This window comes from Ferrovibrio sp. (genome assembly GCF_017994015.1).
Taxonomy (GTDB): Bacteria; Pseudomonadota; Alphaproteobacteria; order Ferrovibrionales; family Ferrovibrionaceae; genus Ferrovibrio.
This window is the reverse complement of the sequence record NZ_JAGOLP010000001.1, coordinates 24,826-40,372: the sequence shown is the minus strand read 5'-3', so window position 1 is coordinate 40,372 and position 15,547 is coordinate 24,826. Positions and strand designations below refer to the sequence as shown.

Below are 15,547 nucleotides of genomic sequence, written 5' to 3'. Positions count from 1 at the left end.
CATGACCCAGGATATTCTTGCCGCGATGCAGCCCTTTGAGGCTGAACTGATCGCCATCCGCCGCGACATCCACAAACACCCCGAAACCGCCTTCCAGGAAGTACGCACCGCCGATGTGGTGGCCGCCAAGCTGACCGAATGGGGCATCCCGGTGCAGCGCGGCCTGGCCAAGACCGGCGTGGTCGGCACGCTACAAGGCAAGGGCAATAAAGGTGGCCGCAGCATCGGCCTGCGTGCCGATATGGACGCGCTGAATTTACAGGAACACAACACTTTCGATTATGCCTCGGTGCATCAGGGCAAGATGCATGCCTGCGGCCATGATGGCCACACCGCCATGCTGCTGGGCGCGGCGCGCTACCTGTCGCAGCACCGCGATTTTGACGGCACGCTGCATTTTATCTTCCAGCCGGCCGAGGAAGGCGAGGGCGGCGCCCGGGTGATGATCGAGCAGGGCCTGTTCGAGCAATTTCCCTGCGATGCGGTGTATGGCATGCATAATATTCCCGGCCTGCCACTGGGCCAGTTTGCCATCCGGCCCGGCTCGATGATGGCAGCTTCCGACACATGGACGGTGGTGTTTCGCGGCAGCGGCGGCCATGGCGCCATGCCGCATATGGGCACCGACCCAACCCAGCCGGCGGCCAGCTTTGTCACCGCCACGCAGAATATCATCGGCCGCAATGTCTCGCCGCAGCAGGCCGCCGTGCTCAGCGTCGGCCATATCGCCGCCGGCGCCTATGGCTCGCCCAATGTGATCCCGGCTGAAGTGACGGTGCGCGGCACCGCACGCAGCTACACGCCGGCCGACCGCGACCTGCTGGAGCGCCGCCTGGGCGAAGCCGCCCAGGGTATCGCGGCGGCGCATGGCTGTAGCGTGGAATACCATTACCTGCGGCGTTATCCGCCGCTGGTGAATGCGGCTGAACAGACCAGCATCGCCTTGCGCGCGGCAGCGGCCACGGTGGGCGCGGCCAATGTGGATGGCGATACCGAGCGGCTCACCGGCGCCGAGGATTTTGCCTTCATGCTGGAAAAGAAGCCCGGCGCCTATATCCTGCTTGGCAATGGCGGCAGCGTGGAGGATGGCTCCTGCCATTACGTGCATACGCCGCATTATGATTTCAACGACCGGGCGCTGATCACCGGCGCGGCCTATTGGGTCAATCTGGTGGCCGAGGAACTCGGCGCCGCACGCGGCTGAAGCGGATCGAAATGCAAAACGCCCGGGTGATATGTCACCCGGGCGTTTTTTTGTGACGGCGTGCCCGCAGCGTCAGCGCGCGTTATAGGCCGCCAGCGCCGCCAGGTTGACGATATCACTGACCGAAGCGCCCATCTGCGCGATCTGCACCGGCTTTTCCAGGCCCACCAGCAGCGGGCCGATCACGGTGCCGCCACCCAGTTCCTGTAGCAGCTGCGACGAGATCAGCGCCGAATGCAGGCCGGGCATGATCAGCACATTGGCTGGGCCGGACAGGCGGCAGAATGAATAGATTTTCTGCAAATCCGGATTGAGTGCCACGGCGGCCGACATTTCGCCGTCATACTCAAAATTCACCTCATGGCCGCCGGCGCGCAACTGATCCAGTTCCATCACCGCCTGGCGCACCACATCCACCACGCCGCCGGGCGCATTGCCGAAATTGGAATGCGACAGCAGGGCGACGCGCGGCTCATGGCCCATCTTGCGCGCCACATCGGCAGCCTGGATGGCGATCTGGCTGAGATCCTTTGAGCCGGGCAGTTCGGTCACTGAGGTATCAGCGATGAACACGGTGCGGCCCCGCGCCACGATGATCGAGATGCCAAGCACACGCTGGCCGCGCGCCGGATCGATGGCCCAGCGCACACCATCATAGGAAACGCTGTAAGTGCGGGTAACACCGGTCACCATGGCATCGGCATGGCCCATCGCCACCATGCAGGCGCCGAACACGTTGCGATCCAGATTGACCAGGCGCTGCACATCACGATGCAGCGCGCCGCGCCGCTGGTGCCGCTTGTAGAGAAAATCGGTATAGGCTTCGTTATGGGTCGAGACGCGGGCGTTGCTGATCTCGATGCCATCCAGATTGTTCAGGCCGATTTCCTTCATGGTGGCGGCGATGCGCTCGCTGCGGCCGATGAGCACCGGCGTGCCATAGCCGGCATCGCGGAAAGCCAGCGCCGAGCGGATCACGGTTTCCTCTTCGCCCTCGGCAAACACCACGCGCTTCGGATTGGCGCTCACCTGGTCGAAGAAAATCTGCAAGCTGCCGGCGGTGGGATTCATGCGGGCGCGGAGCTGGTTGCGATAGGCGCCCCAATCGGTGATCGGCTTGCGCGCCACACCGCTTTTCACCGCCGCCTTGGCCACGGCGAGCGGAATCTCCACGATCAGGCGTGGATCAAACGGCGAGGGGATGATGTAGTTCGGGCCGTATTTCGGCCGCGCGCCCTTATAGGCCGCCGCCACTTCATCCGGCACGTCCTCGCGTGCCAGCTTGGCGATCGCCTCGGCGGCAGCGATTTTCATTTCATCATTGATGGTGCGCGCGCGCACATCCAGCGCGCCGCGGAAGATATAGGGAAAGCCCAGCACGTTGTTCACCTGGTTCGGATAATCCGAACGGCCGGTGGCCATGATGGCATCGCCGCGTGCCGCAGCGGCTTCCTCCGGGGTGATTTCCGGATCGGGATTGGCCATGGCGAAGATGATCGGATTGGCCGACATGCTGCGCAGCATGTCCGGCGTCAGCGCGCCCTTCACCGACAGGCCGAAGAATACGTCGGAACCCTTCACCGCATCAGCCAGGCTGCGCGCATCGGTCTTCACGGCATGTGCCGATTTCCACTGGTTCATGCCATCGGTGCGGCCCTGATAGACCACGCCCTTGGTGTCGCACAGGATGACATTCTCCGGCGACATGCCCATCGCCTTCACCAGTTCGGCACAGGCGATGCCGGCGGCGCCGGCGCCATTCACCACCATCTTGGCGTTCTTTATGTCACGGCCGGTAAGATGCAGTGCATTGATCAGGCCGGCAGCGGCAATGATCGCGGTGCCATGCTGGTCGTCATGGAAGATCGGAATATCCATCAGCTCGCGCAGGCGCTGCTCGATCACAAAACATTCCGGCGCCTTGATGTCTTCCAGGTTGATGCCGCCGAAGCTGGGGCCGAGATAACGCACGCTGTTGACGAAGGCTTCCACTTCCTCGGTGTCAACCTCAAGATCAATCGAGTCAACATCGGCGAAGCGCTTGAACAGCACCGACTTGCCTTCCATCACCGGCTTGCCGGCCAGCGCGCCGAGATTGCCCAGGCCGAGCACAGCGGTGCCGTTTGAGATCACCGCCACCATGTTGCCGCGGGTGGTGTAATCATAGGCGGTGTCAGGGTTTTCGGCGATGGCAAGGCAGGGCGCCGCCACGCCGGGCGAATAGGCCAGGCTGAGATCGCGCGTCGTCGCCATCGGCTTGGTCGGCACGATCTCCAGTTTGCCCGGCTGGCCCATTTTGTGGAATTCCAGCGCGGCCTCATAGAGGCTGTTGGTTTTGCTCTCGCTCATCCCGGTTTATCCGTCCCTAGACTCTGGAAAATTGTTCCTGTAACGCGCCATATTAGGCAACCCGCGCCAACCGTGAAAGGGCCATCCGGCCAAAGATGATGTGCCACAGCGATGCGTAAGCCCACTTCGCCCGACACACCAGTCAGTCCGGCTGCCTCGCCGCTGATGGCCCAGTATCTGGGGATCAAGGCACAGAATCCCGATGCGTTGCTATTCTACCGCATGGGTGATTTCTACGAATTGTTTTTCGATGATGCAGTGACCGCCGCCCGTGCGCTGGATATCGCACTCACCAAACGCGGGCTGCATGAGGGCCAGGACATACCCATGTGCGGTGTGCCGGTGCATGCCGCCGAAGCTTACCTCTCCCGTCTGATACGCCAGGGTTTCCGCGTCGCGGTCTGTGAACAGCTGGAAGATCCCGCAGAAGCGAAGAAGCGCGGCTCCAAATCGGTGGTAAAGCGTGATGTGATCCGCACCGTCACGCCCGGCACCATCACGGAAGACAGCCTGCTGGATGCGCGCGCCAATAATTATCTGGCGGCGCTGGCGCGCAGCGGCGGCGAGGATGGCGGCAATCTTGGCCTCGCCTGGATCGATATTTCCACCGGCGAATTTGGCCTGGCTGAAACGAATGCTGCCGGCCTGGGAGCCGATCTGGCGCGGTTGCGCCCGCGTGAGTTGTTGTTGCCGGATAGCCTGCTGGCACAGCCGGCCTTGCGGGCTGCGCTGGATGGCATTGAGATGGCGCTGACGCCTTTGCCCGGCGCACGCTTTGATTCCGGCAATGGCGAGCGTCGGCTGAAAGCCGCCTTCGGCGTTGCAACATTGGATGCTTTCGGTGCCTTCGCACGTGCGGAATGCGCGGCAGCGGGCGCCTTGCTGGATTATGTTGAACTGACCCAGCGCGGCAAACTGCCCAGCCTGCGCCCGCCTTTGCGTCAGGCATCCTCCAGCCTGATGGCGATTGATGCCGCCACGCGCCGCAATCTGGAACTGGTCGAAACCTTGTCCGGCAGCCGCGATGGCTCGCTGCTCGCCACCATCGACCTCACTCTGACCGGCGCCGGGGCGCGGCTGCTGGCGATGCGGTTGCAGGCGCCGCTCACCGATGCGGCGGCGATCAATCATGGCCTTGATGCCGTGGCCTATCTGCTGGATGGCGAAAGGTTGCGTGACGATCTGCGCCAGGTATTGCGCAAGGTGCCGGATCTGGCCCGCGCCTTGTCACGCCTGTCGCTCGGTCGTGGCGGGCCGCGAGATCTGGCGGCGCTGCGCGATGGTCTGGATCAGGCCGGCAATTTGCAGCGCCGGTTGCGCAGTGAAGCCGCCTTGCCGCCGCAACTGGCCGGGCTGGCCCAGGGCTTAGGGTTCCATGGCGCGCTGGTGGATGCCTTGCGCACGGCGCTCGGCGCCGAATTGCCGATGAATGCCCGTGATGGCGGCTTTGTGGCTGCCGGCTATCGCGCCGATCTGGATGAATTGCGCCTGCTGCGCGATGAAAGCCGGCGCCATATCGCCGCCTTGCAGGAGCGTTATGCCAACGAGACCGGCATTCCCGGCCTCAAGATCAGGCATAATAACGTGCTCGGGTATTATATCGAGATCACGCCGCGCCATGCGGATCGTATGGGGCCAAGCTTCATCCATCGCCAGACCATGGCCAATGCAGTGCGCTATGCCACGCCGGAACTGGGTGAACTGGAAAGCCGCATCTCGCAGGCCGGTGATCGCGCCCTGGCGCTGGAACTGGAAGTGTTCGAAGCACTGACAGCGCGGGCTTTGGCTGAGGCGGCAAGCATCGCCCAGGCTGCCGAGGCGCTGGCGGCTTTGGATGTGGCGGCGGCGCTGGCGGAACTGGCTGTGCAGCGGCGCTGGGTGCGGCCGCTGGTGGATGCCTCGCTGGATTTTCAGATTGTCGCCGGGCGCCATCCGGTTGTGGAAGCGGCCTTGCAGCGGCGCGGCGAAGGCGAGGCTTTTGTCGCCAATGACTGCAATCTCGGCGATGGCAGCAAACTCTGGCTGCTCACTGGCCCCAACATGGCCGGCAAAAGCACCTTCCTGCGCCAGAATGCGCTGATCGCGGTGCTGGCGCAGATGGGCAGCTTCGTGCCGGCCGGGCGCGCGCATATCGGCGTGGTGGATCGCCTGTTCAGCCGCGTCGGCGCCGCCGACGATCTGGCGCGCGGCCGCAGCACCTTCATGGTGGAGATGGTGGAAACCGCCGCCATCCTGCATCAGGCCGGGCCGCGTGCGCTGGTGATCCTGGACGAGATCGGGCGCGGCACGGCGACGTTTGACGGCCTCTCGATTGCCTGGGCGGTGGTGGAATATCTGCATGAAAAAAGCCGCTGCCGCGGCCTGTTCGCCACCCATTACCATGAACTGACCCAGCTTGCCGGCAAACTCGGCCAGCTTGAGAATCACAGCCTCAAGGTGCGTGAATGGCAGGGCGACCTGGTGTTCCTGCATGAAGTGGGCAAAGGCGCCGCTGACCGTTCCTATGGCATCCAGGTCGCCAAGCTGGCCGGCCTGCCCGGCGCGGTGCTGGAACGCGCCGCCGAGGTGCTGCGCCATCTGGAAGCACAGCAGCAGGGTGGCCGTGCCGCGCAAAGCCTGGCCGATGATCTGCCGCTGTTCAATCTGGCCCGGCCGGCAGCACCGATGCCGCGCGAATCGGATGTGGAGGCGGCCTTGAAGGCCGCCGATCTGGATAGCCTCAGCCCGCGCCAGGCGCTCGACCTGTTGTTCGAATTAAAGGGCAAGCTGGCCGAGTAGCCGGGACCAGCCAAGATCGTCATGGTACGCGAAGGCGTACCATCCACGTTTTTTATTTAACTGACCGGCAAAAACACGCGTGGATGGTCGGCCGGCGCCGACCATGACGGCTTTGGTTTGAATTCTGGCCGCAGCCAGCAGAAAGCCCATATCCTGATCAGCGCGCCACACGCGCCGCCCGTGCGATGCGCAGCAGGGCGTCGCCGGTCACGGCGTCTGCGGGGATGCCGGTGCTTTTGGCGTTAAGTTCGGCATCGGTCAGGATTTCCAGCGCGCGCATCAGCCGTTCCGGCGACCACAGCTTTAATTGCCGCACAAAGGCGTCCTCGCGTTTCCAGAACACGCCCAGGCTCTTGGCAAGGAATTTTGGATCGCCGCCGCCGCTATTCATGCGGGCGATGCCAAGATGCAGGCGCTGGGCATGTTTCTGCGTCACGCGCAGGATCGCCACCGGCGATTCGCCGGCCATTTCGCTTTGCGCCAAGGCTTCGGCCAGTTTGGCGATATCGCCGCCAAAGGCGGCAAAGGCGGCATCGTCCAGATTGCCCACCGAACTGTCGCCGATGCAGGCTTCGGCATCCTGCAAGGTGATCGGGCCGGCCTCGTCGCCTTTGTAGAGCAGCAGCTTGTTGATCTCGCCGCGTGTCACCAGGCGGTCGGAGCCGAGATTGTCGCGCAGGAAAGCCAGCGCATCGTCATCCACCTTGTGGCCGCTTTCCTGGATCATGCTGCGGATCACGCCGGCCAGGGCATGCGGGTCGTCGGCATAACACGGCACTGCCACCGCCAATGGCGCGGCTTCGAAAGCGCTGCGCAGCGACGAGCGCCCGGCCAGTTCGCCGGCTTCCACGATCACCAGGGCATCGCCCGGCAATTCACTGAGGAATTCGGCAAACAGCTTGCCCAGGCGGTCGCCGGCATTACTCACCGTCACCACGCGGCGGCCACCCATCAGCGACATCGCGGCGGCTTCGTCATTCAGCCGTGCCGGATCGTCGCCAAGCTGCGCGGCGCTCAGGTTGACCAGGTTGAAAGTGGGGTCGAGATCAGGCACCAGAGTGGCAGCCAAGGCCTTGGCGCGTTCATGCACCAGGCCCTGATCGGGGCCGAAGATCAGCGCCGCGCGCAGGGCAGCGGGCGGCTTGCGCAGGAAGCCTTCAATCTCGCCCGGTTTCAGTTTCATCGGTTCAGCCCGGCTTCTGGCTGTTCTGCCGCCGGCTGAAAAAATTGCCTAGCACGATGCGCAATTGCTCGGCGCCATCGCGCGCGGCGCGGGTGCGGGCATCACGTTCGCTGACCAGATTGGCGTAATCGGCGCGCACCAGATTGTAGGAAACCAGGCTGCTGACATTGCCTTGGCTGATAATGGTGCCGCTGCGATAATCATGCAGCCGATAGGCAATCTGCATGGCCAGATTGTTGCGCGTCACTTCATCCGAGCGCGTCACCAGCACATTGGAGATATTCTCGATCACACGCAGTTCCAGGCGGTAGAGCGGTTTTTCCGGCGCGCCGAGCGGCGTCAGCATATCGAGCAGGTGATTGCGCACCAGTTGCGTGGTGCGGTTCTCGGCCTGCTCGATGGAGACACGGCTGAATTCCGACACCGTCAAGTCACCATCCTGGCGGCCATACAGTGGCTTGAAACCGCAGCCGGCAAGGCCCGGCAGCAGGGCCAGGAGCGTCAGCGCCAGGATGACTCGCCTAGAGCGTTTCATATTCATTTGGAAGCACCTTCGCCGCGGCGATTTTGCGTTTTGCGGAGGAGCCCGGCGCCGGGCGTAGTGGGACTACGGCCAAGCCGGGCGACACGCGCAAAACGCAAAAGCGCCCGGCCCCTCCGGGGTTGCGTCTGGAGGCGGCATCCGCCCTGCGCACACGAGCGTCCACTGGACGCTCGCGAGCTTGGGCTGTCGAAACGCTCGCAGGTACCGCGAGGTACCTGCTGCGCGCTTCTCCTAGCGGCTACCGCCTCCAGACGCAACGCAGGTGCTTCCAAATGAATATGAAGCGCTCTAGACCACCACATTCACGATCCGGTTCGGCACCACGATCACCTTGCGCGCCGGCTTGCCTTCCATGGCGCGCAGCACGTTGTCATTGGCCAGCGCCAGGGCTTCCAGCGCCGCCTTGTCCATGTCGCGGGCCACCTGCACGGTCGCGCGCAGCTTGCCGGAAACCTGCACCGCGATGGTCACGTTATCGTCGCGCGCCAGATCGGCATCGGCTTCGGGCCAGGGCTGGTCCACCACCATGCCGCTATTGCCCAGGGTCTGCCAGATTTCCTCGGCCAGATGCGGCACCATCGGCGCGATCAGGCGGGCCAGGTTTTCCAGCGCCTCGCGCCGCGCCACGGCCGAACTGGCATCGGTCGCCCGGTGCGCTTCCAGCGTGTTGGCGAATTCATGCACGCGCGCCACGGCCTTGTTGAAATGGAACTGCTCCAGATCCTGGGTCAGCGCAATGATGGCCTTGTGCAGCGCGCGGCGCAGCTCCAGCGCTTCGCTGCTCCATTCGGCAGGCAAACTCTCGCCGGCCGCCGCAATCGGCGCCTTCGGCTCGGTCACCAGGCGATAAAGCCGCTGGGTGAAGCGCCAGGCGCCCTCGGCGCCGGCTTCGGTCCATTCCAGGTCGCGCTCCGGCGGGCTGTCAGACAGCATGAACCAGCGTGCGGTATCGGCGCCATAGGTCTCGATGATCAGGCCGGGGTCGATCACGTTCTTCTTCGATTTCGACATCTTCTCAACGCGGCCAACCGTCACCGGCTGGCCGGTGACGGCATGCACCACCTGGCCGGCTTCCTTGCGGATATCGGTCGGGAACAGCCAGGCGCCGGAAGTGTCCTTGTAGGTCTCGTGGCAGACCATGCCCTGGGTGAACAGGCCGGCAAACGGCTCGGCCACCTTCACATGCCCGGTATCGCGCAAGGCCCGGGTGAAGAAACGCGAATACAGCAGATGCAGGATGGCATGCTCGATGCCGCCGATATACTGATCCACCGGCAGCCAGTAATCCACCGCGTCGCTATCCATCGGCGCATCATGGCGCGCTGAGCAGAAGCGGGCGAAATACCAGGAACTATCCACAAAGGTGTCGCAGGTATCGGTTTCGCGCCGCGCCGGCTTGCCGCAGCTTGGGCAATTCACATGTTTCCAGGTCGGGTGATGGTCCAGCGGATTGCCCGGGCGGTCAAAGCTGACATCCTCGGGCAACGTCACCGGCAGCTGATCCTCCGGCACCGGCACCACGCCACACGTGTCGCAATGGATCATCGGGATCGGGCAACCCCAATAGCGCTGGCGGCTGACGCCCCAGTCGCGCAGGCGATAGGTCACGGTGCCGCTGCCGGCCTTCAGTTCTTCCAGTCGGGCAATCGCGGCGCGCTTGGCTTCCGCCACGCCCAGGCCATCCAGAAAGCCGGAATTGATCGCCACGGTGTTATCCGTGTCGGTAAAGGCTTCGGTGCCGACCTCGAGCGTGCTTGCGCCCTTGGGCGCCACCACAGCCTGCACCGTCAGGCCATATTTGCGGGCAAAATCCAGGTCGCGCTGGTCATGCGCCGGGCAGCCGAAAATCGCGCCGGTGCCGTATTCCATCAGCACGAAGTTGGCGACATAGACCGGCAGGCGCCAGGCCGGGTCAAACGGATGCAGCGCCTCGACGGGCAGGCGATAGCCCTTTTTCTCGGCCTTTTCCAATTCGGCTTCCGCCGTGCCGGTCTGGCGGCATTCCTCGATGAAGGCAGCCAGGCCGGCATCTTTCGCGGCCATTTCAGCGGCCAGCGGATGATCCGCCGAGATGGCGACAAAGCTGGCGCCATACAGCGTGTCGGGCCGGGTGGAATACACCTCGATCTTGTCAGCGCGGTCGGCCAGGTCAAAATGGAACCGCGCGCCTTCCGACTTGCCGATCCAGTTCTGCTGCATCAGCCGCACCCGTTCCGGCCAGCGGTCGAGATCGTTCAGCGCTTCCAGCAGGTCATCGGCATATTGCGTGATCTTGAAGAACCACTGGCTCAGCTTGCGGCGTTCAACAATGGCGCCGGAGCGCCAGCCGCGGCCATCAATCACCTGCTCGTTGGCCAGCACGGTGTGGTCCACCGGATCCCAGTTGACGAAGCTTTCCTTGCGATAGGCCAGGCCGGCCTTGAACAGATCCAGGAACAGTTTCTGCTGGTGCTTGTAATAACCCGGATGGCAGGTCGCCAATTCGCAATCCCAGTCCAGCGACAGGCCCATGCGCTTCAGCTCGGCGCGCATATTGGCGATATTGTCGTAGGTCCAGGCGGCAGGATGCACCTTCTTTTCCTGCGCCGCATTCTCGGCCGGCAGGCCAAAGGCATCCCAGCCCATCGGATGCAGCACATTGAAGCCGCGCGCCCGCTTGTAGCGCGCCACCACATCGCCCAGCGTGTAGTTGCGCACATGGCCCATATGGATGCGCCCCGACGGATAGGGAAACATCTCCAGCACATAGTATTTCGGGCGCGAGCGGTCGGGCTTGGCGCGGAAGGAGCCATGGGCATCCCATTCCTGCTGCCACTTGGCTTCCACCACCTTGGCGTTGTAACGCGACATCACTTCAAACCGTCTTGTCAGGTGAAACTGAAACTAGCGTCGGGCTTCCGACTCGACGCGCAACTCGCGGGCGCGTTGCAGGATGGCGTTTTCCATGCTCACGCCGGTTTCCGGTGCGGTAGGCTGGTCGGCCCAGTTTTCGCCCTGGCGCACCTGGCGAAACACGCTGACGCGGATGCCGTCGGCGCGCAAAGCCTTGTCCAGGATGTAAACCGTCACCTTGAAACGCTCGGTCGGGGTTTGCTGCGCCGCATACCAGTCGGTGATGATCACGCCGCCAAACGGATCAGCCGAGGCCAGCGGCATGAACGAGATGGTGTCCAGCGAGGCGCGCCACAGGAAGCTGTTGACGCCAATGCCGGCGCCGCCGCCTTCCTCGGGCTTTTTGCTGCCGCCACTGGAAAACAGGCCGCCAGAGCCGAAAAGGGTCTGCCGCTCCCCGGTCGGGTTCGGATTCACCGTGCCATCTGGCCCCTTTTCGGGATAGGGCACGTAATCGCCACTACCGCCGCCGCAGGCGCCAAGGCCCAATGTAAGGGCAAGAGCCGCGGCCAGCACGGCCTTGTGGGTCGGAAACTGGCGGAACCGAATCATGAATGCTATCCTCCGCAGGGCGCCAAAGCCGCCATCGGTGCCTCTTTGACTAGCATATCGCCCTCCGCCGCGCCAATCGCCGGAGCGTTAAAAAGAATCGCCCACAAGCCCACCTTATTGCTCCAGTTCACAAGTTCAGATGAGCCCTGAAGAAATCGACGCCTGCATGGCCGAAGCCTGGCAAAAACAAGCCGGTGGCGAGATCAATGCTGCCATGCAGCTCTATCGCGCTGTGCTTGCGGCAATGCCACAGGGCCATGCCGGTGCCCAGCTTGGCCTTGGGCAATGCTTTCTGGAACAGCGTCAACCCGATCTTGCCTTGCAGCATCTGCGGGCTGCACTGGAACTGGCGCCACAATCCGGCGCCATCCGGCATCTGGTCGATTCCCTGGCAGGCAACACCACCGAGCGGGCGCCGGATGATTATCTGCGCTGGGTGTTTGATGGCCATGCCGATACTTTTGACCGCCATCTGGCCGCGCTGAAATACCGTGGCCCCTGGATGATCCGCAGTCTGGCTGAACAAGCCTGGCTGCCGGATGCCAGCCGTGCCCTGCTGGATATTGGCTGTGGCACCGGGCTGAACGGGCCGCTTTTCCGCCCCTATGCCAGCCGGCTGGATGGCATCGATCTGGCGCCGCGCATGATTGAGCAGGCGAAGCGCCGCCAGGTTGCCGGGCAACCAGCTTACGACCGGCTGGCCGTGGCGGAAATTCACCAATTCCTGGAGCAGATTCCGGCCCAGGTTTATGATGCGCTGCTATCCACGGATGTGTTCATTTATATTGGCCGGCTGGAGCGTTTTTTTGCCCAGGCGGCCCGGGTGCTGCGGCCGGGCGGGGAAATCCTCGCCACCATCGAACGCGGCGAGGCCACAACTCCTGTGCAGTTGATGCCCACGGGCCGATACCGCCAGAGCGATAGTTACATTGCCGAGCTTGCCGCCAGCCATGGTTTCCGGCTCGCCGATAGTCTGGACGCGCCGCTGCGGGTGGAACAGGGTGTGGCAGAACCGGGGCGGGCGTTTCGGCTTGTGCTGGGCGATTCGCGGTAATCGGGCGCTTTTGCCGCCCGCCAGTTGAACGCCTTGTGCGGGTGCTGTGGATCAACACGTTGACCATAAATACCGGAAATCCAGGTTTTCTGAAATAGAATGTGGCGCATCTGCAACACTTGCGGCAAAAAGGTGGCGCAATGTGCCGCTTTTATTGACAGAGAGGGGGGCGGAGTGGCTTCATGCCCAGGATCAGTTAGCCCAGCCGGGCTGATTGTTCTCTGCTAATTATTAGCTCTGAAAACCTTTAGACCCCGGTGGGAGAGGAATAGAGATGAAGAAGACTCTGCTTCTGCAAACCGCGCTCGTGGCTGCTGCTGGCGTTATGCTGGCCGATGCCTCGTTCGCTCAGGTGAAGGCTGAACCGCTCGGCGTGACCGTCGGCGGCTACATGACCCGCACCTTCAAGGTCCAGGACCGTGACAAGGTCACTGGTTCGGGCCAGACCGACAAGGCCCCGGTGACCTTCGGTGGTCCGGATGCCGAAATCTGGTTCAGCCTGCGCGCCGTGCTGGATAACGGCCTGCGCATCGGCGGCCGCGTTGAGCTGGAAGGCGCCTCGGACGGCGACCAGATCGACGAAAGCTATGTCTGGTTCGAAAACGACATGGGCCGCATCGAGCTTGGCTCGACCGACCGCGTTGCTTCGAAGATGCAGTATTTCTCCCCGAACTCCACCATCTCGGGCCAGGGCACTGGTCAGGTGTCGGAAAACTCGGCCATCATCGCGGGCACCGGCAACCAGGCTGGTGGCGTGTCGATGTGGTTCGCCAATGCGGCCAACGACGCTGAAGGTATCAACCTGTACACCTCCTCGAACCGCTATTTCGGTTCGAAGGCTGGCAAGGGCCTGCAGCTCGGCTATTCGTACACCCCGGATGGCTGCCAGGACTACAACAACGCCGGTGGCCAGTTCGCTGCCGCTGCGACCGTGACCAACTGCGACAACGGTTTCAGCTCGACCATCAATGGTTCGGTGCGTAACCAGCACACCTTCGCCGCCAACTACCTCGAGTCGTTCGGCGATGTCAGCGTTGCTCTCTATGCCGGCTACATCAGCAGCCGCGCCGAGCCGACTGCTGCCACTGCTGCCGCTGCGGTTCCGAAGCGCGTCACCGGCTGGAACGCCGGCGCTCAGCTGACCTATGCTCTCGGTGGCGGTTCGACCGTTGCCGTCGGTGGCGGTCTGAAGCGTGAAGAAGTGTCGGCCACTGTCGACCGCAACGTCTACGTTGTCGGCCTGATGTACCTGACCAACGGCGCTGCTCCGGGTTCGATCGGCGTCGGCGCCGACTTCTGGAAGGCCAAGGGTGAGGAAGTCGGCCAGGCCGACGACACCGCCAAGCTGTTCCAGGTTGGCGTCAGCTACCAGCTCGCCACCGGCATCAAGCTGTATGGCGGCGCGGGCACCTACGAGTGGGAAGACGGCGCTGCCGCGATCGGCGCTGGCGACACCAAGGCCAATTTCGGTCTGCTGGGTGTGAACCTGGTGTTCTAATTCGATCCTTCGGATCGGTTAGTGGAAAGGGGCAGGGCAACCTGCCCCTTTTCTTTTGTCAGAGCCGTATCTTCTTTGGCCGGAATGCCTTTTGAGGCCGATAATTGGCCTGATCACTTTTTCAGTTCACGGATCAAAACTGCTGCTCGCGTGTTCATGATCACAGGGCCGTGACCTGCCCGCTTCCCTTTTACGCCACGCTTTCCCATCTTCCCTGCGTATCGTAAATCCGGAGCCCCCGATGAAATCCTCCCTGCTTTTACAAACCGCCCTGGTTGCCGCCGCCGGCCTGATGCTGGCAGACAACGCCTTCGCCCAGGTCAAGGCCGAACCGCTTGGCGTCACTGTTGGCGGTTACATGACCCGCACCTTCAAGGTGCAGGACCGCGACAAGGTGACCGGCTCGGCCCAGACCGACAAATCAACCGCCACCTTTGGCGGCCCGAATGCCGAAATCTGGTTCAACCTCCGTGCCGTGCTGGATAATGGCCTGCGGGTTGGCGGCCGCGTCGAGCTGGAAGCCGCCAGCGACGGCGATCAGATCGACGAGAGCTATCTCTGGTTTGAAAACGACATGGGCAAGGTCGAGGTCGGTTCGACCGACCGCGTGGCGGCCAAGATGCAGTATTTCTCGCCCAACACTACATTGCCGGGCCAGGACAACATCTCCACGGCGACATCGGAAAATGCGCCCTTCGTGGTGCCGACCAATAACCGTGCCGGCCCCACTTCGATGTGGTTCGCCAATCACGGCAACGATGCCGAGGGTATCAATATCTACACCTCGTCGAACCGCTATTTCGGCTCCAAGGCTGGCAAGGGCCTGCAACTCGGCGTCTCATACGTGCCGGATGGCTGCCAGGATTACAATAATGGCGGTGGCCAGTTCGCGGCTGCCGGCAACATCACCAATTGCGATGCCGGCTTCAGCAACACGGTGAATGGCTCGGTGCGCAACCACTACAATGTGGCCGCCAATTATATCGAATCGTTCGGTGATTTCACGGTCGCGCTGTCGGCCGGTTATGTCAGCACCCGTATTGAAAGCGTTGGCATCAACACCGCCACCAATGCCGGCACCGCAGGTCAGGCGCGGCTGAATGGCTGGCAGGCCGGTTCCCAGGTCACCTATGCCCTGGGCGGCGGCTCCACTGTCGGCGTTGGCGGCGGCTACAAGTCGGAAGAAGTCACCAGCACCATCGACCGCCGCTCCTATATTGTTGGTTTCCTCTACACCACCAATGGCAGCCAGCCCGGATCGATTGGCGTGGGTGGCGATTACTGGCATGCCAAGGGCGAGGAAGCCGGCCTGGCCGACGACAAGGCCGAGATTTTGCAGCTTGGCGTCAGCTACATGCTGGCCACCGGCATCAAGCTTTATGGCGGCGCCGGCACCTATGAATACACCGATGGCAATGCGGTGCGGGCCAATGAATCAAAGGCCAATTTCGGCGTGCTCGGTGTCAACCTGACCTTCTGAGCTGACCACACAA

General features: G+C 62.9%; 10 protein-coding genes. 5 read left to right on the top strand and 5 right to left on the bottom strand.

All coding sequences use genetic code 11. The features are described 5' to 3' along the window. The first annotated feature begins 1 nt into the window (after position 1). Positions 2 to 1,204 carry a M20 aminoacylase family protein gene (locus KBB36_RS00185; RefSeq protein ID WP_290975292.1) on the top strand — a complete coding sequence of 401 codons (1,203 nt, stop codon included), beginning with the start codon at positions 2 to 4 and terminating at the stop codon, positions 1,202 to 1,204. 72 nt (positions 1,205 to 1,276) lie between these two features. Here KBB36_RS00185 and KBB36_RS00180 read toward each other — a convergent pair whose 3' ends face one another. Next, positions 1,277 to 3,553: an NADP-dependent malic enzyme gene (locus KBB36_RS00180; RefSeq protein ID WP_290975290.1), complete on the bottom strand. Its 2,277-nt coding sequence runs from the start codon at positions 3,551 to 3,553 to the stop codon at positions 1,277 to 1,279. Positions 3,554 to 3,664: 111 nt separating this feature from the next. Here KBB36_RS00180 and mutS point away from each other — a divergent pair, with 111 nt between their 5' ends. After that, the gene (gene mutS, locus KBB36_RS00175; protein ID WP_290975288.1) at positions 3,665 to 6,331 is read left to right on the top strand and encodes a DNA mismatch repair protein MutS; all 2,667 of its coding nucleotides are present in this window, start codon (positions 3,665 to 3,667) and stop codon (positions 6,329 to 6,331) included. 157 nt (positions 6,332 to 6,488) lie between these two features. Here mutS and holA read toward each other — a convergent pair whose 3' ends face one another. The 4 genes from holA to KBB36_RS00155 form a co-directional block, all read right to left on the bottom strand. Continuing rightward, positions 6,489 to 7,514, bottom strand: a complete 1,026-nt coding sequence (gene holA, locus KBB36_RS00170; RefSeq protein WP_290975286.1) for a DNA polymerase III subunit delta — start codon at positions 7,512 to 7,514, stop codon at positions 6,489 to 6,491. A gap of 4 nt (positions 7,515 to 7,518) precedes the next feature. Then, on the bottom strand, positions 7,519 to 8,055 hold the full coding sequence (locus KBB36_RS00165; protein WP_290975284.1) for a hypothetical protein: 537 nt from the start codon (positions 8,053 to 8,055) through the stop codon (positions 7,519 to 7,521). 291 nt (positions 8,056 to 8,346) lie between these two features. Beyond that, the gene (leuS, locus tag KBB36_RS00160) at positions 8,347 to 10,908 is read right to left on the bottom strand and encodes a leucine--tRNA ligase (protein WP_290975281.1); all 2,562 of its coding nucleotides are present in this window, start codon (positions 10,906 to 10,908) and stop codon (positions 8,347 to 8,349) included. Positions 10,909 to 10,941: 33 nt separating this feature from the next. Further along, entirely contained in the window at positions 10,942 to 11,502 is a 561-nt protein-coding gene (locus KBB36_RS00155; protein ID WP_290975279.1) for a DUF3576 domain-containing protein, read from the bottom strand. A gap of 139 nt (positions 11,503 to 11,641) precedes the next feature. Between KBB36_RS00155 and KBB36_RS00150 the strand changes: the two genes are divergently transcribed. The 3 genes from KBB36_RS00150 (at position 11,642) to KBB36_RS00140 (ending at position 15,534) form a co-directional block, all read left to right on the top strand. Next, positions 11,642 to 12,556: a methyltransferase domain-containing protein gene (locus KBB36_RS00150; protein ID WP_290975277.1), complete on the top strand. Its 915-nt coding sequence runs from the start codon at positions 11,642 to 11,644 to the stop codon at positions 12,554 to 12,556. A 274-nt stretch (positions 12,557 to 12,830) separates the two neighbouring features. Next, positions 12,831 to 14,054 carry a porin gene (locus tag KBB36_RS00145; RefSeq protein ID WP_290975275.1) on the top strand — a complete coding sequence of 408 codons (1,224 nt, stop codon included), beginning with the start codon at positions 12,831 to 12,833 and terminating at the stop codon, positions 14,052 to 14,054. A gap of 241 nt (positions 14,055 to 14,295) precedes the next feature. Continuing rightward, positions 14,296 to 15,534: a porin gene (locus tag KBB36_RS00140; protein WP_290975273.1), complete on the top strand. Its 1,239-nt coding sequence runs from the start codon at positions 14,296 to 14,298 to the stop codon at positions 15,532 to 15,534. Positions 15,535 to 15,547 lie beyond the last annotated feature (13 nt).

Excerpts from the sequence above, each read along its gene's own strand:
- KBB36_RS00185 (WP_290975292.1), top strand. The coding sequence starts at position 2 with ATGACCCAGGATATTCTTGCCGCGATGCAGCCCTTTGAGGCTGAACTG.
- KBB36_RS00180 (WP_290975290.1), bottom strand. The coding sequence starts at position 3,553 with ATGAGCGAGAGCAAAACCAACAGCCTCTATGAGGCCGCGCTGGAATTC.
- mutS (WP_290975288.1), top strand. The coding sequence starts at position 3,665 with ATGCGTAAGCCCACTTCGCCCGACACACCAGTCAGTCCGGCTGCCTCG.
- holA (WP_290975286.1), bottom strand. The coding sequence starts at position 7,514 with ATGAAACTGAAACCGGGCGAGATTGAAGGCTTCCTGCGCAAGCCGCCC.
- KBB36_RS00165 (WP_290975284.1), bottom strand. The coding sequence starts at position 8,055 with ATGAATATGAAACGCTCTAGGCGAGTCATCCTGGCGCTGACGCTCCTG.
- leuS (WP_290975281.1), bottom strand. The coding sequence starts at position 10,908 with ATGTCGCGTTACAACGCCAAGGTGGTGGAAGCCAAGTGGCAGCAGGAA.
- KBB36_RS00155 (WP_290975279.1), bottom strand. The coding sequence starts at position 11,502 with ATGATTCGGTTCCGCCAGTTTCCGACCCACAAGGCCGTGCTGGCCGCG.
- KBB36_RS00150 (WP_290975277.1), top strand. The coding sequence starts at position 11,642 with ATGAGCCCTGAAGAAATCGACGCCTGCATGGCCGAAGCCTGGCAAAAA.
- KBB36_RS00145 (WP_290975275.1), top strand. The coding sequence starts at position 12,831 with ATGAAGAAGACTCTGCTTCTGCAAACCGCGCTCGTGGCTGCTGCTGGC.
- KBB36_RS00140 (WP_290975273.1), top strand. The coding sequence starts at position 14,296 with ATGAAATCCTCCCTGCTTTTACAAACCGCCCTGGTTGCCGCCGCCGGC.